The organism is Candidatus Protochlamydia naegleriophila, assembly GCF_001499655.1.
Taxonomy (GTDB): Bacteria; Chlamydiota; Chlamydiia; order Chlamydiales; family Parachlamydiaceae; genus Protochlamydia; species Protochlamydia naegleriophila.
Genome location: NZ_LN879502.1, coordinates 2,620,769 through 2,639,694, shown reverse-complemented (window position 1 = coordinate 2,639,694; position 18,926 = coordinate 2,620,769). Strand labels below are relative to the sequence as shown.

General features: G+C 42.0%; 12 protein-coding genes and 3 tRNA genes. 12 read left to right on the top strand and 3 right to left on the bottom strand.

Annotated elements, in window-relative coordinates; genetic code table 11:
• Positions 1–25: 25 nt before the first annotated feature.
• Positions 26–3,502: a penicillin-binding transpeptidase domain-containing protein gene (locus PNK_RS11210; RefSeq protein WP_059062089.1), complete on the top strand. Its 3,477-nt coding sequence runs from the start codon at positions 26–28 to the stop codon at positions 3,500–3,502.
• 67 nt (positions 3,503–3,569) lie between these two features.
• On the opposite strand, the gene PNK_RS11205 is transcribed toward PNK_RS11210, so the two are convergent.
• The gene (locus PNK_RS11205) at positions 3,570–4,526 is read right to left on the bottom strand and encodes a glycosyltransferase family 92 protein (protein ID WP_059062088.1); all 957 of its coding nucleotides are present in this window, start codon (positions 4,524–4,526) and stop codon (positions 3,570–3,572) included.
• 287 nt (positions 4,527–4,813) lie between these two features.
• Here PNK_RS11205 and PNK_RS11200 point away from each other — a divergent pair.
• The 3 genes from PNK_RS11200 (at position 4,814) to tsf (ending at position 6,647) form a co-directional block, all read left to right on the top strand.
• Positions 4,814–4,884: transfer RNA gene (locus PNK_RS11200), tRNA-Gly, on the top strand.
• Positions 4,885–4,993: 109 nt separating this feature from the next.
• Entirely contained in the window at positions 4,994–5,797 is an 804-nt protein-coding gene (gene rpsB, locus PNK_RS11195) for a 30S ribosomal protein S2 (RefSeq protein WP_035395008.1), read from the top strand.
• A gap of 1 nt (position 5,798) precedes the next feature.
• Entirely contained in the window at positions 5,799–6,647 is an 849-nt protein-coding gene (tsf, locus tag PNK_RS11190; protein WP_032124542.1) for a translation elongation factor Ts, read from the top strand.
• Positions 6,648–7,285: 638 nt separating this feature from the next.
• Here tsf and PNK_RS11185 read toward each other — a convergent pair.
• Both PNK_RS11185 and PNK_RS11180 read right to left on the bottom strand, forming a co-directional pair.
• A complete protein-coding gene (locus tag PNK_RS11185) occupies positions 7,286–10,087 on the bottom strand; it encodes a tetratricopeptide repeat protein (protein WP_059062087.1) in 2,802 nt (933 codons plus the stop codon).
• Between the two features lie 171 nt (positions 10,088–10,258).
• The gene (locus tag PNK_RS11180) at positions 10,259–12,589 is read right to left on the bottom strand and encodes a hypothetical protein (RefSeq protein ID WP_059062085.1); all 2,331 of its coding nucleotides are present in this window, start codon (positions 12,587–12,589) and stop codon (positions 10,259–10,261) included.
• Between the two features lie 351 nt (positions 12,590–12,940).
• On the opposite strand from PNK_RS11180, the gene pyrH reads away from it, so the two are divergent.
• From pyrH to PNK_RS11140, 8 genes are all read left to right on the top strand, one after another.
• Complete coding sequence (pyrH, locus tag PNK_RS11175; protein WP_032124539.1) at positions 12,941–13,690, top strand: UMP kinase; 750 nt, start codon at positions 12,941–12,943, stop codon at positions 13,688–13,690.
• A gap of 34 nt (positions 13,691–13,724) precedes the next feature.
• Positions 13,725–14,276 carry a ribosome recycling factor gene (frr, locus tag PNK_RS11170; RefSeq protein WP_059062083.1) on the top strand — a complete coding sequence of 184 codons (552 nt, stop codon included), beginning with the start codon at positions 13,725–13,727 and terminating at the stop codon, positions 14,274–14,276.
• A 109-nt stretch (positions 14,277–14,385) separates the two neighbouring features.
• Positions 14,386–14,460: transfer RNA gene (locus PNK_RS11165), tRNA-Glu, on the top strand.
• Positions 14,461–14,463: 3 nt separating this feature from the next.
• Positions 14,464–14,537: transfer RNA gene (locus PNK_RS11160), tRNA-Lys, on the top strand.
• Between the two features lie 344 nt (positions 14,538–14,881).
• Positions 14,882–15,454: a UvrB/UvrC motif-containing protein gene (locus tag PNK_RS11155; RefSeq protein WP_059062081.1), complete on the top strand. Its 573-nt coding sequence runs from the start codon at positions 14,882–14,884 to the stop codon at positions 15,452–15,454.
• Positions 15,435–16,514 (top strand): protein arginine kinase, encoded by a 1,080-nt coding sequence (locus PNK_RS11150; RefSeq protein WP_059062080.1) that lies wholly within the window; start codon positions 15,435–15,437, stop codon positions 16,512–16,514. Before PNK_RS11155 ends, PNK_RS11150 begins: the two co-directional genes overlap by 20 nt.
• A 406-nt stretch (positions 16,515–16,920) precedes the next feature.
• Entirely contained in the window at positions 16,921–17,712 is a 792-nt protein-coding gene (locus PNK_RS11145) for a hypothetical protein (protein ID WP_059062078.1), read from the top strand.
• A 106-nt stretch (positions 17,713–17,818) separates the two neighbouring features.
• Positions 17,819–18,919: a CDP-glycerol glycerophosphotransferase family protein gene (locus PNK_RS11140; RefSeq protein WP_059062076.1), complete on the top strand. Its 1,101-nt coding sequence runs from the start codon at positions 17,819–17,821 to the stop codon at positions 18,917–18,919.
• Positions 18,920–18,926: the final 7 nt, after the last annotated feature.

The following is an 18,926-nucleotide window of genomic DNA, read 5'->3' as shown; positions in this document are numbered from 1 at the left end:
AACTTGTTTGAGGATTTAAGAGGAGATGTCACGTTCGCGCCGTAAACGGATCGACTTTCAACACCACGACATCCCGACAAAGGCGAATCGCATTCTTCATTGCATTCTTGTTGCTATGATTCTCATCATCATTCGGGTGTGGAATCTGGCTGTCATTCAGTATGATCAAAAGGTTGAAGAATCTCGCCGCCCGCAGCGCAAAGCTGTCATTGAACCAGCGACCCGTGCAACCATTCGTGATCGTTTTAACCTGCCTCTTGCGATTAATCGCATGCATTATCAGGCTACGATTCTTTATTCCCAGTTGAAAGATATCCCCTCGATTGAATGGAAAAAGAATGCCGACGGGCAGCGCGTTAAAATTTTTAAGCGCAAGACCTATATTCATGATCTATCGCAGCTATTAGCAAAAGAATTGAATTTAGATGCCGAGCGCATAGAAGACCTCATTTATGCCAAGGCCTCCTACTATGCGCAGGTCCCTTTTGTCATCAAGGATGAAATTACCGAGGCTGAATTTTATCGCCTCAAGATGCTAGAGAAAGACTGGCCGGGCATTCATACCCGTATCTTGCCGAAGCGCTACTATCCAAGAGGCAGAACAGCTGCTGACATCATTGGCTATATGGGAGCCATTAATAGGCAAGAATACGAAAAAATTTTGCATGAGATCAAAGCGCTCGAGGTATTTATTCGCGAGCGAGAAGAGGGCATAGACAGCGAATTTCCACCCGGCATGCAAAGTACTGCTCAGGCGCGTAAAAGGCTCAAGGACCTGGAAGAAAAAGCGTATACCATTCATGATTATATCGGTAAAACTGGTGTCGAAGGGGTCTATGAGGAGCAATTACGCGGATTTTACGGCAAGAAAAATTTTTACTCGGATTCAAGAGGGAATTTCCTTTGGGAGTTGCCTGGATCGCGCGCACCACTATCTGGCCACCGCATTCTCCTGACTATTTCAGCCGAATTGCAAGAATATGCTGAACAATTACTCGCTCAAAACGAAGATTTGCGCGTTGTGCGCAAATCGGGACTTGGAGCCGTCAAAAAGACCATTTTGGCTCAGAAGCAGCCTTGGATCAAGGGTGGATCGATCATTGCCATGAATCCCTATTCGGGCGATATTTTAGCCCTGGCTTCGTATCCCCGTTTTGATCCCAATGATTTTATCAGTTCGGGACAGCCAGAAGAACAAAAGCAAAAAAAGGGGCGCATCAACCGATGGTTTGAAAATGAGGTCTATTTGGCAGATGTGTGGAACCAACAGCAGCCTTTAGAAAGAGAGCGCTACGACCACCTGACCCAAAGTTTTTACGATGAGAAGCGCCCCCTGACTTGGCAAGCCTATCTTGACTTTATCCTTCCGAAGGAAAGTGCCCTTCGAATAACGATGGGCCGTATCAATACCTTGGGGCGGATGGTTGCCTTACAGCGCTCTGTTGAAGCTCTTCGCTTGCTCTATCCGGATTGGAATCTCTATCATCTGTTTAATTTTATCTATGCAGGCGAAGAACATGAGCCCTTTAAGCCCATCACAAAGGCAGCAGAAAGGCAAAAAATGCTGGCCGCTTTTCTTGTTCATCAAGATGAAGTAGAAGCCATTAAAGAGGAGATGGATCCTTATTTTGAAACTCTCCCACATAACTACGATAAAGTCCTGCTCGTCGATTTATGCCGCGTTGCAGTCGATGGTGAACGCTTTAATGACGAGTTATTGCAAGAGGTTGCTTCCTATCAGATCGATGATTATCGTGACTTGACTGGTGGCATTGTTAAATTGACTGCGACTGTCAAAGAAATGACGAAAGAGCTTTTTCACGACATTGATTTTAAGCGATGGCGCCAGGAAGAAGAAAAAGCATTCTTAAAGCAGAAGCGTTTGGAGGAAAAAGCGGCGAAGACTTATCCAAAACCCTACTTGGATTATTTCGATCAGCATGAGAGTAAGCTGTTCCAGGCGTTTTGGGAACGGCATCGATGGGACTTTCTGGAGGCTTTTTTAACAGGAAAAGCGGAGAATTTGAATAAAGAAGATGAGCGGCTCGTTCCTTATTTCGAATACTTTAGCCGTTGGCATGAGGAATTGAAAGAAGGAGCTCATCAGGCGTTAGATTGGAGAGCTAATTTCGACGCTTTCCAAAAGACCATTGAACGGCTGCCTTCTCATTTGCTAGTTGACTATTTAAAGACTCTAAGGCCTTATCAAGAGCTTAATCGCCCTCTTTTTGGGCATTACCGCTATTTGAGGAATCATCAGAAAGCTTTGGAAAAAGATTTGGCTGTGGCTTTTTATCCGGCCTACGGATTTGGCTATGCCCGCTCCCACGGCTATCGGCAGGCGACAATTCAAGGTTCTTTATTTAAGCTAGTTACTGCTTACGCAGCCATGATTCAGCGCTTGCAAAAGCTCGATCGGAAAGTGGCCACCTTCAGCGATCTCAATCCGCTGACGATAGTCGACGAGATTTTCCACATCGGGAACACCCGCTATGTCGGCTACACTGAAGATGGCAAGCCTATTCCTCAGCTCTATAAGGGAGGGCGTCTGCCGCGCAGCTTGGCACACCGCAATAGCGGAAAAGTTGATCTAATTCGTGCCTTGGAGGTGTCGAGCAACCCTTACTTTTCATTGCTGGCGGGTGAGCATTTAGGGCATCCAGACGACCTGGCCGATGCTGCACGAATGTTTTCGTTTGGGAATCGGACAGGAATTGACTTGCCGGCTGAAATTGCGGGTAAGGTACCAAGCGATTTGGAGACTAACCGAACAGGGCTTTATGCCATGGCAATCGGACAGCACACGCTTATCGTCACTCCTTTACAAACGGCAGTTATGCTATCGGCGATCGCCAACGGCGGCAAGATTTTGAAGCCCAAGATCGTCAATCTAACAGCTGGCAGGCAGCCATTGCGAGGCGATGATCAAATTCCCTGTCCTCCGATTTTTGCCTATCAAAATAGCTTGTCTTTAGTTGGACTGGATTTTCCTATTTTCACTGCCATTTCCAGCCAAAGCCAGGAAAGCTTAGTCAAGACAATGCCAACAGAAACGAGAAAAGAAATCTACATGCCAGAGATGGTTCGTCAAATGCTATTAAAGGGATTGCGCGCGTCGGCACACAAAACATATCAGGAAAATCTTTCCAGTTTAACCAGACTTTATAAGCAGCACCCGGAAGCCATTCGCCAGTTCACAGAAATGAAGGATCAGTTGTTGGGTAAAACAAGCACATCTGAGTCGGTAGAGAATATAGATTTAGATTTGGATGAGGGGACAAATATCTATACACACGTTTGGTTTGGCAGTATTGCTTGCAATCAGGGAAAAGACGATAAAAATAAAAACGTTTTCATCTTTAAGGACGAATTTGGGCAGCCCGAACTGGTCATTGTCGTTTATTTGCGCTATGGGGGTTATGGAAAGGAGGCCGCTCCCTTGGCTGCCCAGATGATCAAAAAGTGGCGAGAGCTTAAGCAGAAATATCAGAAGAGCTCTTGAGCCTTATTATAACGGCCTCTGCATGCAATGTATGCAGAGGCGTTTCTAAAGTCTTGGCCTGATTAGATTAAGGATCGAGTCCCATTCTCTGTCTTAGATTTGGTACAAAACGTAAAATGGATGGGTCATAGATATTATTGGCTGCTTGGCCCCATAATTCGCATACTTCTTTGGGAGTGCCCCATTGAATGCGTCTTGGAATTTTATGCTGGTAGAGAAAATATTCGTCGCGCGACCAATAATGATTAATGCGGATTTGATCGACATCGATGGAAAGCATTTTTGACGATGCGTTTACATGATGAAAAGGAGAGTGATAGTGCACATAGTGTGGGCTCACACAGTAGGCTACGCGCTCTGGTCTGACAATGCTTTTGACATGTTCTGCAGCGGCGCCAGAAGAAAGGACTAGCGTCTCGATAAGGAGTTTATCATTTGGGATTTTCTTGACCCAGGAGGTTCCAAAAACGACCCAATTCACCTTCACTCCACCTACTTTGTCAAATTCTTCGTAAGCAGACAAGTAATCAATTAGGCTGTCGCCTTGAGTAGGGAATAAGAATTCATCCGAGTCCAAGATGGCCAGCCATTTGACTTTTGATTTAGCTAATTGAATGACATGTGTATAGGCATGGCATTGAATGGCATCCCATTCTTGTAGGGTTTTGGGTGCATAGGGCCAGTCTATCAGCTCAACTATGCCTGCATCAATATAGGGGGTTAATACAGAGAGGTAGTGATCGGTACTCAGATGGTTGAGCAAATAGAAGTGCTGCACTCCCAATAATTTGTGGAATTCAATCCACTCCTTCAAATAGTCAGCCTCATTTTGAAAAATCAAACAAGCTGCCAAGTCCCATTGATAGTGGAAAGGTACCCTTTGCCTTGAGGTGCCAAAGTTTGCGTAGGCGGAAGGAGGAGTTATCTCTTGCTGTTTAGGCTGTGCAAGAGCTTGGACTTCTGTGAAGCTGAAAATGATCAAATAGAGTGCAATAAACCAGCGTGAAGCTTTTTGAATGCTCATAAAAGTGCCTTAAGTGAGAACGATCAGAAAAATGTGATGGTATGTTTCAATTCTTGATGAACTCAAACAATCATCAAAAATGAGTCGTCAATTAATGTATTAAACCTTTCTATTTAAATGATTCGAATTAGTCAATAGGCTTCTTTTGAAAGAAGTACTAATAGAACAACAAGCACTGAAATGGGTTCTATGACCGATTTTATGAGGGGGATGACGTTTTCGAGAAAAAAAAGATCTTTAGCTATTGCATAAAAAATATGGAATATAGATAATATTGCTCATTCCATGCGCCTGTAGTTCAATGGTAGAACAGTAGCCTTCCAAGCTACGAGTGTCAGTTCGATTCTGATCAGGCGCTATAGATATCTTTTTTCATATCTATCTTATATTCACAATAAACATGTTTAACCAAGACCGAAATCTTGCCATTGTGGCAGGATGCCGTCGTCAACATAAAGGGACAAGGCTTGGCGCAGAATAAACCTCTTCCAATTACTATTAAAGATTTGCTAGAAGCCGGTGCACATTTTGGTCACCAAACTAGCCGTTGGAATCCGAAAATGAAGCGTTTCATTTTCGAAGAACGTAATGGTCTTTACATTATTGACCTCGCGAAAACTCTACAACAAATCCGCAATGCTGTGGATGTTGTTAGAGACGTTGTTGCTAAACATAAATCTATTCTCTTCGTCGGAACAAAAAAACAAGCGAAAGCTGTTTTGCGTGAATTAGCCGAGATGTGCGGAGAATTTTATGTATGCGAGCGCTGGTTGGGTGGTATGCTGACTAACTTATCAACGATTCGTCAGTCTATTAAAAAACTAGAACGCATCGAAAAGCGTATTTCGACTGGTGGCGAAGGTCTAACAAAGAAAGAAGTGTCTTTGTTATCTAAAGATCAAATTAAATTAGACAAAAACTTGTCTGGTGTCCGCGGTATGCGTAAGCCTCCTGGATTGGTCATTGTTGTCGATCCAAGCAAAGAGCACTTAGCTGTTGCAGAAGCCAACAAATTGGGCATTCCTGTGATGGGCTTAGTCGATACAAACTGCAATCCAGATCCAATCGAGCACGTTATTGCTTGTAACGACGACGCCTTGAAGAGCATTAAACTTATCCTTGAAACGCTAGCTAAAGCAATCATTGATAAGAAAAATGACATTAAAGTTTATGCAAGCAAGGAAGATCTAGCTGGCGACGAAGAAGAAGAAACATCTTCTAAATATCGTGCAGAAGATTTCCAAGAAGCAAAAAACAGTAAGGGGGAATAATATGGCAGCTATTACTCCTGCAATGATTAAAGAACTACGCGAGCGTACTGGCGTAGGAATGGCAAAATGTAAAGAGGCCTTAGACGAAGCTAATGGCGATATGGAATTGGCCATTGCTAACTTGCGCAAAGCAGGGATGGCGTCTGCTGTGAAGAAAGAAGGTCGTGAAACCAAGGAAGGAATGATTGGATCAGCCGAAAGCGGCAATACAGTCGCCGTTGTCGAAGTTAACGCTGAGACAGACTTCGTTGTGAAGAACGATCGCTTTAAAGAATTTTTAGAGAATATTGCTCAAGAAGTTGCGACAACGAATCCTCCGTCTCTCGATGCTTTCTTGCAGCAAAAATACTCTAAAGAGCCTTCTTTAACTGTTGATCAATACCGTGCGACAGTTGTCCAGGCAATTGGAGAGAACATCCAGATTAAGCGCATTTTGACTCTGCAAAAGACTCCAGAGCGCTCTTTTGGTATCTACTCGCACCTCGGTGGTAAGATTGTAACAGTGGTGGAAATCACAGGCAGCAATCAGGAAGGAGCGTTAGCGAAAGACATCGCGATGCATACAGCTGCTGCAGCGCCTGAGTATTTGTCGCCAGAAAAAGTACCTCAAGAAATTATTGCCAATGAAAGAGACATTGCAAAAGGTCAAATTCAAGGCAAGCCTGCTAATATTGTTGAAAAGATTGTCGAAGGCAAGATTAATGCGTTCTACGATGCAAATTGCTTGGTCTGCCAAAAGTATATCAGAGATGATAGCTTGAGCATTACAGACCTCGTCAATCAGCGCAGCAAGCAAGCTGGTAAAGAATTGACAGTGACTCATTTCATTCGTTGGAATGTTGGCCAATAGTTATTCTTGAAGTCTATCCGTTCAGCACTTGGTTAGAGTTTCTAACCAAGTGCTTTTTTTTTGCTATTCATGCGCTATTCTAGCCACATGCTTTTTATAGTCAGACCAGTAGATGGGCTCTTAGAGATTTTCTTTCAAAGCATAGCGGGCATTTAGTTTTTCAGCTCGTTCTTTGATTTCCGATTCTACGCTGTTTGGGAATCATGTTGAGAATTTCTGCCGCTTCGTTAAGATCACCTTTGTTGCTTCCTGCAAGTGAATACAAGTTTTAGAAAAGAGGTTTACTGATTCGATTGTCATATATGCGAGATAGGCAATCCTGATTGGATCGGGGGCTCGCTGGGTATGTGCAATTAGTGGATTGCTTGTTCTTGTGGAAAAGCGAGGAGGTGATGAATCCTTTGTTCAAAGGTAGTCAAATGCAAGTTGTTTATCTGGTTAAGTAAAGAGAGTGCTTTTATAGACTTAGTTTAAATTTTATTAATAGATGAAACCTACATTGGATTATGGAAAGTAAAGATTGCAGAAATATAGCATATGATGGCCATCCGATTGGATGGCCAGGGGGATTCAGGAAGTCCGTGCTTGTGGGAGAGAATATCCTAGCTGAGATATCTGTGGCTTAGGACTCAATCAAGTCATAGGGTATGAGGATTGATCTGCTGGCTCTTATTTTTTACAAAGTAATCGTCGAACCAGCATTGATACGTATGATCAAAAGCTGTAGGGGCTTTCACTTTTTTGTTATGCTCTTCCATTTTATCTGTTTTGGCCAGCACTCCATAAATGAAAGCAAGCCGTTTGCGATAGAAGGGGTTGTGGCGATTATATTGAACGGCACATCGATAGTCTTGTAGAGCCTCATCGAGATCGAGAGTGAGATCATAAATCATGCCTCTTTCAAAATATAGAGAGGGGTCTTCCGGCGTATATTGAAGAGCTGATGTGTAACTGTTAATAGCATTCTTAATCTCTTCCTGGAACTTGCCCAGGTGCGGCTTTAGAAGACTTTTACGGCTGAGTATTTTTTCTGGTTCATCAAGTGCGAACATTTCCATAAAGGCGTGAGCCATCTGGCGAAAAGCACTGCTCAAAGCTTTGCGGTAGTTGGTTTCAAGAGTTTCGATTTGCGTGAAACCATCGTCAAATTGCTTTTTGAGCATATTTATAGCCGTTCTTAGTAGCTGGATTTTTTCTGCTGAGGTTGGGGAGATAGCAGCTTTTTCTTGTAGCTCTTTGGCTTGTTTATGGATGAGTTGATAGAGATCTCTTTTATAAACGTCCAGAGGTTGTTTTGTATGAGCCTTTTCGAGGCAGACAAGCGCCATCTCATCCTGATTGCTGGCAATAAATTGGTGTGCCAATTGATGCAATTGAACATCGCTCAATTGAAATTCATTTGCCCAAGGCAGTTTTTGGATGTCTGAAAAAAGAACGGCAGCTTGCACGTAGTCGGATCGATGAGAGAGGTAAAGTGCCATCAATTCATTGAGGTAAGGTCCATTCTGCTGAGTGAGGCGGAAGGCCCTAGCATAGTAATTGGCAGCTTTTGCGCGGTCGTAAGAAAGGAAGCTCTTTTCTTGTTCGGCTCTGGCTGCAGCTAAATAGGTTTCGAATAATGTTTGGGTATGGCCAGAGGCGTTAAAAGAGACAGCCGTTTCAAGGCGTGTGATGGCGTTATCGTAGGGCACTTGCGTGAAGAAGCCAGGTATAGTCTCCAATTGAATTCGACCGATTTTAGCTTGTAAACCAGCCAAATAATTTTTACAATTAGCCTCTTCTTGAACATCATTGATGCGTTGAAGCTTACCTTCAAATAAATCAATGGCCTTTTGATAAAAGGAGATGGCTTGATTGCGATTGATTATGGAGTAGACATCGCCAATTCTTTCTTGAATAAAGGGATTGGAATAGTGCGTTTCTTCCCATATCTCTATTAAATCGTTGACAGCCTCAAAATCGTTGTATTTGAGAGTGAGTTCTAAGGTCTGTAGGACAAAAGAGGAGTCTTCTAATAACTCGGATCCTGTCTCTAGATATTCATTAGCGATGTGGTTGTCGTGCCGTGCAAAAGCTTGTTCGCTGCAGGCCAATAGCATGCCGATGATGCTTTCACGCTTTTCATGAATGAGCTCGGGGGAAGATGTCTGTAAAGTTTGAAGCCATTCTTCTCTATAGCGCGCTGTAAAAGTTTCAGGATGGGCTTGCCATTGTTGATGATAGGCATCTAATAAGAAACTTTGAACGCTTGCTTGATCTCTTTTCAGTTGGTTGGCTTGGCTGAGGTGGCTGATTGCTTTAGAAGGGCTGTCATTGTTATTTAATCCTTCGAGTCTTTGCACATAGGCCTTGCCAATTTCTGTGTGTAGATCTGCCTGTAACGAGGAAGCATCCGCCTCCGTCAAAATGGACAGGTCTTGCTGCTCTAATACACGAATGGCAGTTTGATAGGCCACCACCCCTTCTGCGAAGCGCTGATAGTGCCAGTAAGCCTTTCCAATTTTAACTTGGAGGTTGGCATGCTGCGCATATGCTTGTTGAAGAGCCGGTAAGAAGGGTTCGAGCTTGCCAAAGTCACTGACCGATAAAAAGAGCCCTCCGAGTAAATTTTGAATCTCTTCGCTTGGATTGGATTCTAAAACATAGGCTGCATATTCATGGGCTTCGATCTGCCGATTATTGGCATAGGCTACCCTTGCGAATTCAATCCACGCTTGTTGAATTGCGATTCGATAGCCGCTGATTGCATTGTCATTTCGATGCGTTTCGACAAGTTGTTTAAATTGCAAAGCAAGCGTGCGCTGGAATTCGGGATTGAGATTTTTGACCTTCTGTGCTTCTAACAAGTGCTTTAATGCTAGCTGGACATTGGGCTGGGGGAGCAGCAAAGCTTGTTGAGCCAGAACAAGGGAAGTATCTCCAAAATGAATGAGCTGCCTTGTATCTAAATCAGGCTTTTGAAGCAGGCGTTTCCATAGATTAGGTTGTAAATAGTGGGCCTGCTGGGCATGAAAATCGATGAGGATAACCCGGAGCCTTGAGAGGCGGTCTTGATTGTTGCCATGGCGGGTGCGTGCCATCTCTTCGAAGGCCCTTCTGATCGCTGGGGAGGCTGTTTGATCGCCAAAAGAAAAGCGGTTGCGTAAAGAGTCTAGATGAGTCTCAGTTAGAAAACCATGCGCTTCACTATAATAAAGAAACTTTAACCATTCTGCATCGACTCGCTTGCTATGCCCCTTGTCCTCAAAACCGAGTAATCCCTTCACAATCTCAATCACTTTATCGACGAGAGATAAATGGATAAAACCCTCTTTCTCTGAAAAACCAATACATGCCTGTGCGGGGAGCGTAAGAAGCCTTGCAACTTGTTGCTCATACTCATCTTTTTGTAAAGGTCTAAAGAAATCGGGTCGCGATTGAACATAAACAAAAGGTGTCATGATAAGACTCTAATTATAATATTATGGCGCTAATTGTTTAACTAAATTAAACATTTTATTTTAAATTGAATAATAATGCTATGAATTATTTTAGCGCTTTCCCTTTATTTGAGTACAAGCGCTATTTGAAAGTTAAACTTTCACTTAAGAGACCTGCTGAATATCCTATCTCTAAACTTTAGGAAGCGGCTCGAAGAAATTTTCCCATTCTTTAATGGCCTTGTCGATAGGCATCATCAGCATGATGTTATCTAAGAAGTAAAACTCCTGCTTAGGAATAGGAGGAGGAAGGCCATGATGAGAATAGACAAGGTTAAGCCACATCATGGCATTATGGGGAGTCCCCCTCTCTGTTTCACACATAGTAGACACAAGCCAATAACCTCTTGCAATCTTTTCCATTAGAGCTTTTTTACTTGCCGGGTCGCCAGAATCGAGTTTAAAATGGATGATCTCTTGATGAAGCTCTTCCATATGTTCTTCAAGTTTTAAAAGAGATTCTGGAGGGGTATGGAACCAACCGGTAAAAGAAAACACATTCATTTCAGTGGGTAAACCATCGGACGAAGCTTGAATAAGAACACGAGTCGTTAGAACTCGTTCTTGATTGGGTAAAGTGTAATAAAATTGGAAGTGGTGCCCTTTTCCTGTTCGAAATCTTGTCGTAGAAATATTTTCCGATTCCATTAGCTGCCCACTTTCACGCTCTTTCATTAAAAAATAATAAGCTGGCGTATACCTACTCGTAAGGTAAGCAAGCCTTGGATCGGGGGAAGAAAGATGCGTAACGATAGGCGTAATACTCTGGTGTGACCAAATGAGGGGAGGAAAAGCGTTATTTTTTATTATGGAATAACTACCTATATCAATTGGAGGTTGTGAAGCTTTAGCAACTCTTAATTCTGTATAGCCTATTGGCAACTTCGGATTTCTTTCTATGCGGTTTGCCATAATAGCTGCTAGAGTTTGATGCCAAGTTTGTTTGGCAAACTGGGGTAAATAGGTCTGCACGAATGCAGCATTCTCTTTAGCGTAGGCTTCTGTTTGCTTGGTATATGTTTGATGGTCCGTGGAAACAATAGATTTAAAACTTAAGACGGGAAATCGCACGGCATAGGGAAGGTTTGGCATCATGGCGCTTATGTCAGCCTTGAACTCTGGATAAACTTCCATCAATTCATAAACATTTTCTAAAGGAGAATTTAAGCATAGCTGGTATAGCTTTAGTTTTTTTTGTTCTTCTTCTAAAGAGTTTAATTCTTTGACCAGATCTTGAAAAGGAGGTAAAGAGGCATTTGATTGAGCAGACTGCAACGCTTTAATCATCTTTAAATTGCCATAAGCAACGGCTTCTTGCATCAGCTTGCCTTGGTCATTGGAATCTACTTTAAGTCCCTGCTCTAAAGCCCAGCAAATCCAGTCATGGAAGCCTTTTGTAATTCCCATTAATAAACTTTCGCTAGACAATTCTAAAGAAAGCCCCCGTTTCATCAAAAGCCTTGTGGCTTCAATATTTTGATAACTCATTAAAAATTGAATGACCTCTGGGCTTTGAAGAGCAGAATTTTGGGCATATTCTGCAATGAGATCGAGCAATTTGTGATTTCTATACGCAATAGCCCATATAAATGTTTTAGAGGAAATCAACTGAGAAATATCCAAAGAGGAGCTTTGCAAAATGTGTTCGACTAGCAAGTCTAATTCTTGATAGGTTAAATCATTGCATGCACAGAGATAGTCAATGATGCTCATCTTGTCTAAGATAACATAAGCCAACATACTCGCTTGTGCTGGATTATCCAAAGGCAATTGTGAGTTGAAATCGATTCCTTCTGTTCCCGAACATTTATTTAAAAGCATATCAAAAGCAATATTGTCTCCATTCTTAAAGAGCTCAAAAAACCTAAAAATAATCATATAAATGCAAAAATCTTTTTCTGCCATTTTTGTGTAAGGTTCTTTAGATTGTGCGCCAACATAGTTCTGGTTTTTCCAGAATGGCGCATCCAGGATTAATTTTAAGAGCTCTTCTTTTAAATTTTGGGGATTAGATAGATAAGATTGGGCTCCAGCACCTAAAATGTCCTTATAAGAATTCGGGAAAGATAAGGATCTTTCGTTGATATTGTATAGAAAATGTTGAAAAGCTTCTTTCGCCATTTGCTTTTGAGCTTCAATAGCAGCATTGATATTCAAAATTGTATCGTTAATTAGAGCTGTAATTTTTGGATTCTGAATTTCTTTAGCTTTAATTTCCTGGAAATTGCTAATAACGTCTACAATTTGTTTGGCATTGAGTTGATTGTAATTTACTAAATGTTTAAAAAAGTTGCTTATAATAAAAACATTCGCATATTTAAGCTCTTCTGGTCTTGAAACAGAAATAGGGTAAAAACCAGAATTCGCTGTTATTTCTAATGGCTGTAAACCTTTTTCATCTTGTATAACAAGGGTTGTATCATATTTCATCATGAATTGAATAGATGAATTAAAATTAACCATAATTTATGACTCGCTTTATTAGTTGTATTAAATAATTAATTTATGATTTTGTGTATATAGTATAATTAAATCGTTAATTAATATCTATATCATTTTTTTTAAATACTATTCTTGAGGCTTTCTCAGAATTAAGCTAAGACGCTATTTTTCTTAGCATTATTTGGATCAGTGCAAGATAAAGTGGTACAACGTCTCATTTGTTTGCAATAGTGACTCTAGGAATTAAATGAAGGCTTGCAAAGGATTTGATTCATAAGAATTTTTTGGACTATAAGGGTATTCGCAAACCTCGATTGAATCATTTGCATCATTGAGTTTGTCCAATCAATATTTAAGGATAGATAGGATTTTATGGATAAGGGTGTGGCCGTTAAGCGCATATTGTTGAAGTTGTCTGGAGAAACGCTCATGGGGGATCAGGGCTTTGGTATTAATCAGGAGGCGTGCCAGCAAGTTGCGCATTATCTCCATAAGATTCATGGCATGGGCCTACAAGTAGCAGTCGTGATCGGAGGCGGAAATATTTTTCGAGGGATCAATCTTCGCGCGACTGGTTTGCCTCGCACTTCTGCCGATCATATGGGTATGCTAGCAACGCTATTGAATGGCATTGCGCTTCAGCAGGCTTTAATGGCCGCAGGAGCTAAGGCTTGCGTCATGAGTGCCTTGGAGTGTCCAAAAGTTGCTGAGTCGTATAATTGGGGTAAGGCTTTGCAATATTTGGAGGAAGGAACCATTTTAATTTTTGTTGGTGGAACGGGAAATCCCTATTTTACAACAGACACAGCGGCTGCCTTGCGAGCGAGTGAAATTCATGCAGACATACTTTTCAAGGCTACTAAGGTGGATGGTATTTACAGTCGGGATCCTTTGAAGCACTCTGATGCTGTTAAATATGATCGCATTTCCTATTCCCAGGTGCTTGCAGAAAAATTACAAGTCATGGATGCTACTGCCATTGCCTTGTGCAGAAGCAATCAAATTCCAATTTTTGTTTTTAATATGCGTCGTTTATTGGAGAACGATCTCGAGCCTGTTTTAAAAGACTTCAGTCACGGAACGCTGGTGGACGATTACGAGAACAAAATAAGCGGAACTTAAATCAGTTAAATAATTATCCCTTAAAGGAGATCATATGAGTATTCTTGATCAGACGAGAGCAAAAATGCTTGCAGCCATTGAACATTTAAAAAACGATTTGAAGAATATCAGAACAGGGCGTGCCAATCCAGGGATTGTAGAGCATGTGATGGTTGAAGTGTATGGCAGTCCTATGCGATTAAAGGATATCGCTTCTATTTCAGCTCCAGAGGCGCGCCAGCTTTTAATTACCCCATTTGACCCGCAGAATGCGAATACGGTTGGAAAAGCGATCGAAAAAGCTAATTTAGGGCTCATGCCAATCGTCGACGGACATGCAATTCGGATTAAAATTCCACCAATGACCGAAGAAATTCGTAAGAAAATGGCAAAAATCTGCCACGAAGAAAAAGAAAAAACGAAGGTCAGCATTCGCAATATTCGCCGCGATTCTAACGAATTGGCGCGCAAGCAAAAAGCCGATGGAGACATAGCTGAGGACGCGATGAAGAAGCTTGAAAAAAGCATCCAAGAATTGACAGATAAATTTTGTAAAGAAGCAGACGAACTAGCAGAAAAAAAAGAAAAAGAAATTTCCACGATTTAGTTCTTGTGAAAAAATCACGCTTTTTATAAGATTAAGCCTCTTCGATACGAAAGTTGAAAAGAAGCGACTTGAAGCGCGATCCGCAAGGATTGTCATTCAAGTTAGACCTGGCCCCATCGTCTAGTCAGGTCTAGGACACCGGATTTTCATTCCGATAACAGGGGTTCGAATCCCCTTGGGGTCATGCGAGTCTTTAGCTCAGTTGGTTAGAGCACCTCACTTTTAATGAGGGGGTCGATGGTTCGAGTCCATCAAGACTCATATGAGTAAGCCTACTAGAAATAGTAGGCTTTTTTTTTGCCGTTTTTTTTCAAAATCAATCCTGCCTTCCTTTCCAATCATGCTCTTGTGATAAAAGCGATACATCAAAATAGAACCTCACACCGACTTTGTAGTGGCCAGCATCCTGACTTCCCAGCGTTTGTCCTCTTCACCTGATAAAAAGCCTTCTAAGGCCCGCGGTTCTCGGTAAGGCCTCTGTAATTCCGGCTTGCATTCAGAAAAAAAATTTTCTATATTAACTTTTATCTTTAAAGTAGGCAAAAGCCCATCTCACTTAAAGATGAAAAATTGACAAACATAGCCTACCAATGAGGCCCAGCAACATGGTCGAAAAGAAGCCCGATAAGCATTCGCCTGATAGACCCCTCGAATGTGGGGAATGCAAAAAACCCGTCGCCGTTCGCTATACAGAAATTGTTGGGGATAGCATGATTCATACAAGTATGTGTGCCGATTGCCCTGAGTTGCAAAGAAGATTGCACGGTACGGTTCCAAAGGAGCAGATACAAAGTCAGGTTGGAGCGGGGCTGGAGTGTGGCAATTGCGGAACGACATTAGAAGAGGTTAAAAGAGGCCATCGTTTGGGGTGCCCTGAATGTTATAATATATTCGGAGATATATTGTTGATGGAAATTCAGGCTGCCAACAGCCTTGCACCCCGCCTGGTTTCTATCAAAAAATCTTCCCCCATTCATATTGGGCGCGCACCAGGCGAAAGCCTGGCCATCAATCCCTCTTCCCGCTTACTGGCTCTTAATGAAGCGCTAAAAGAGACTCTTAAGCGTGAAGATTACGAACAGGCGGCTTGGCTGAGGGATCAAATTCGTGCTTTAACGGAAAACGATGATCAATTAAAGCCTGAAAATGGGGGAGCGGATGAACAACCCAAATCCTAGCCACTATCCTTTGCTGTGCAATCAGAATCCTTGGAACGGTAATGAGAACAATATTTGGCTTGGTTCTTCGGTCACTTTGCTGCGCAATTTAGAGAAATTCAAATTTCCTGGTAAGTTGGCGACAGATAAGCGCAAGCAGATTATCGCCTTGATCTCTCGCGATCTTTTGGGGAGCGATCAGTTAAAAGGTCCCAAGCTCTTTAAGGGTGAAGAAATGTCGCCAGTCGCCAAAGAATTTCTGGTCGAACACTTCATGACAAGCGAAAGCTTCCATCAGGCGCAAGCAGGGGAGGCATTTGTATTGGATGAAACGGGCGAATTTTTAGCTGTATTGAATCTGCGCGACCATCTCATGCTTCAATCGATTGATATGCGCGAGGAATTGGAGTCGGCTTGGGAGCGCCTTTTTAAGATCGAAACAAGCCTGACTAAATCAGTCAATTTTGCCTTTTCTTCTAAATTCGGTTTCTTGACATCTGATCCAACGCAATGCGGAACGGGATTGATCGTCCACATCTTCCTGCACCTGCCTGGTTTGATTTACACTGATCGCTTAGACGAAATTCTGCAAAAAAATAAAGATGAGGGAATCGAGCAAACAGGCCTGCAAGGTGATCCGAATGAAATTATTGGAGATGTTGTTGCTTTTCATAACAGCTACACGTTGGGTTTGACAGAAGAAAATATTCTTTCTTCTTTGCGTACGTTAGCAACTAAACTGATGATGGAAGAACAAAGCGTCCGCACGCTTCTCAAGCAGGAGCACGACGCAGAAATTTCCGATTTGAAAGATAAGGTCAGCCGGGCTTATGCCATTTTGTTGCATTCCTATCAAATTGAGGCAATTGAGGCTTTACAAGCTCTAAGCCTTGTCAAGCTAGGTCTTGAGCTTGGATGGTTAAGTGGAGTCATGCAGAAGACGCTGAACGAAATGTTTTTCAACGTCCGCCGCGCTCACTTGCTGTGCCGCCAGGATCAAAAAATTGCGCAAGAAGACCTTCCTCATAAACGGGCTGAATTTATTCACCAGACTTTAAAAGGAATCACATTGCTGATCTAAGAAGCTGACTAAAATATCTAAAGCTGCGTTAACAAAACAAGCAATCCGCCTTTCAATCCAACAGGTTAGCGGATTGCTAATAGCTACTTGGCAAAATTCGAAGTGTCTAAAAAAGCTATCTACCTCGTTAAGGCTAATATAAGGCCTTGTTCTTCATCCAGGCCATATACCATTCAATTATGTCCTATATAGGCGTAAATTTAAGAGTTGTGACATGGCCTTGTGCAGGGATGAAACATCATGCAAGCGGTGAGAAGTATTTTTTGAAATTCATGTATCCTCTATTATCTTTAGTGCGAATATTTACTCAGTTTACGAATGGGGGCGTTAGTCTCAAATAGAATTTAAAGCACCAAATCGTATTTTAGATGTCTTCTAAGGATGTGCAAAACTACAGAGATTTACGATGGATATGAAAAAAATGCGCTTTTTCCTGCTCATTTGCATGCAATTATTAGGTCATTTGCTTTTTTCTTCGGAGCTGGATTGTTATTTGTTGCCGTTAGAGCATCCGATTAGCGATAAACTTCAACAGTTATTTAATGATCCCAGCCGCATAGAAAACTTGGACTATTGGTTAGAAAGGGGCTTTATTGTTGAGAACTTTGATGAATCCTGTAGAGAATGGTCTATCCTTGTCTTGTCTCATCCACAGATTCCCGATTATGTCTTTAAAAAAAATTACAACAGCTCTGATCCACAAATTGAATTGCAAAATTATCGAGCAAGAATTGAGGGAGCCTCATTAATAGCTAAGTATATCCGCTTGATGCACTGCAAGCATTTAGCTGTTCCGCAGAAATGGTTATATTGTCTTCCTTCTCTCGAAGGCAGCATTGATCGATCTGTATTAATCTGTGAAAAATTTAATCTTATTCCTGGAGGATATTGGGGAGGCCCCAATAAAGAATTATATGCATCGATGAATCGGGAAGTTATGCAAGAGCTGGTTCGGGCTTTATATGATCTTTGCGGGTGTGACGCCTGGCCTCAAAATTTGCCTTTTATGGAAAATGGCTGTATAGCTTTTATCGATACCGAGCATGTAGGATTGAGTTATGGAGATTTTTTTCGGCTTCTTCCATTCATTAATCCTTTACTCACTGATGAGGCAATGAAAATTTGGGATGACTTGTGCCAAACGCGCACACCTTGGTTCTTATGCCAGCCCTCTAAAGAAGTTGACTTGGAGCGCTAGTTTCAACGCTATTTAGTCTAGTAAGGGGCGGGAGTTTTTGTGGTATATTTTATTTGAATCCATTTATAACAGATTCAAACGATAGCAACAACAAAGGAATCTTCACATGGCACTTAAGGAAAAAGCATGCATTGGCTTGAATCCCAATACCTATAGCCACCTGACGGAGCATTTAGCGCCTATTTGCGTGATCATGGACATGCCTTTGCTTTTAACTGACGAAAAGCACGCAGCCGAAGCACAAAGGCTTTATCCTAATCTTAAGGTCTTGCTTATGGATTGGGAAGATGTGACGCCCCAATTTTTAATCGAGCATTATGATGTGTTCTTTCAGTCCGAGCCTTGGAAGCGGCATGAATTTTATGCCAATTTTCGAGGCCTCGAGAAGGCGTACCTGAAAGAGGTGCGGAATGTCCACTGTCCGCACGGCTTTTCGGATAAAATTTTTTGGCTTGAAAAGTGCGTATGGGAGGATATTGTTTTAATTTACGGCGAGAATATGATCGATCTGTTTAAGGGCTTAGGGATTGCCGAGCATCTCAATGCAGCGCCAAGAGTCGGGAATTATCGCTATCTCTATTACAAGCACTATCAGTCCCATTTCGATCGATTGGCTGAAGAACATGTTTGGAGTCGCTTTAAAAACAGGCAGCCAACCATCCTCTATGCTCCTACCTGCCACGATCAGGACCATACGACTTCTTTTATGCATGCAGAGCAACTATTCGAAAAAGTGCCCTCTAGCTACAACTTATTGGTTAAAATTCATCCGGCTCTTGAAGAAACAGATGGTCCGGCTGTTTATAGAATGATGGGAAAATATGAGAAAAGAGATAATATTGTTTTTATCCAAGATTTTCCCCCAGTCTATCCTCTTTTAGCTAAATCAGATCTCTATATTGGTGATATGTCTTCCATTGGCTACGACTTTTTGAGTTTTAATCGCCCTATGTTTTTTCTAAATCAAACAAAAAAAGATGCCAAGAAGGATCGCAATCTTTTCTTGTATCGTTGCGGATTTGAAATCCTTCCCGAGCAGTATGGTGAGCTTTATCAGATTTTAGAAACACAGCTGCCGTTCGATCAAGAGCGGTACGGCTCGATTCGAAAAGAGATTTATCGCTACACATTTGGGGAAGAGATTCCATTTGAAAAAATTCGGGAGAGTATTATGCAGGCCACTTTTTCACCTAAAAAATTTGATTAAATTTGTT

What these genes read in the sequence shown, in the direction of transcription:
- PNK_RS11210 (WP_059062089.1), top strand. Translation starts at nt 26, where the DNA reads ATGTCACGTTCGCGCCGTAAACGGATCGACTTTCAACACCACGACATC.
- PNK_RS11205 (WP_059062088.1), bottom strand. Translation starts at nt 4,526, where the DNA reads ATGAGCATTCAAAAAGCTTCACGCTGGTTTATTGCACTCTATTTGATC.
- tsf (WP_032124542.1), top strand. Translation starts at nt 5,799, where the DNA reads ATGGCAGCTATTACTCCTGCAATGATTAAAGAACTACGCGAGCGTACT.
- PNK_RS11185 (WP_059062087.1), bottom strand. Translation starts at nt 10,087, where the DNA reads ATGACACCTTTTGTTTATGTTCAATCGCGACCCGATTTCTTTAGACCT.
- PNK_RS11180 (WP_059062085.1), bottom strand. Translation starts at nt 12,589, where the DNA reads ATGGTTAATTTTAATTCATCTATTCAATTCATGATGAAATATGATACA.
- pyrH (WP_032124539.1), top strand. Translation starts at nt 12,941, where the DNA reads ATGGATAAGGGTGTGGCCGTTAAGCGCATATTGTTGAAGTTGTCTGGA.
- frr (WP_059062083.1), top strand. Translation starts at nt 13,725, where the DNA reads ATGAGTATTCTTGATCAGACGAGAGCAAAAATGCTTGCAGCCATTGAA.
- PNK_RS11155 (WP_059062081.1), top strand. Translation starts at nt 14,882, where the DNA reads ATGGTCGAAAAGAAGCCCGATAAGCATTCGCCTGATAGACCCCTCGAA.
- PNK_RS11150 (WP_059062080.1), top strand. Translation starts at nt 15,435, where the DNA reads ATGAACAACCCAAATCCTAGCCACTATCCTTTGCTGTGCAATCAGAAT.
- PNK_RS11145 (WP_059062078.1), top strand. Translation starts at nt 16,921, where the DNA reads ATGGATATGAAAAAAATGCGCTTTTTCCTGCTCATTTGCATGCAATTA.
- PNK_RS11140 (WP_059062076.1), top strand. Translation starts at nt 17,819, where the DNA reads ATGGCACTTAAGGAAAAAGCATGCATTGGCTTGAATCCCAATACCTAT.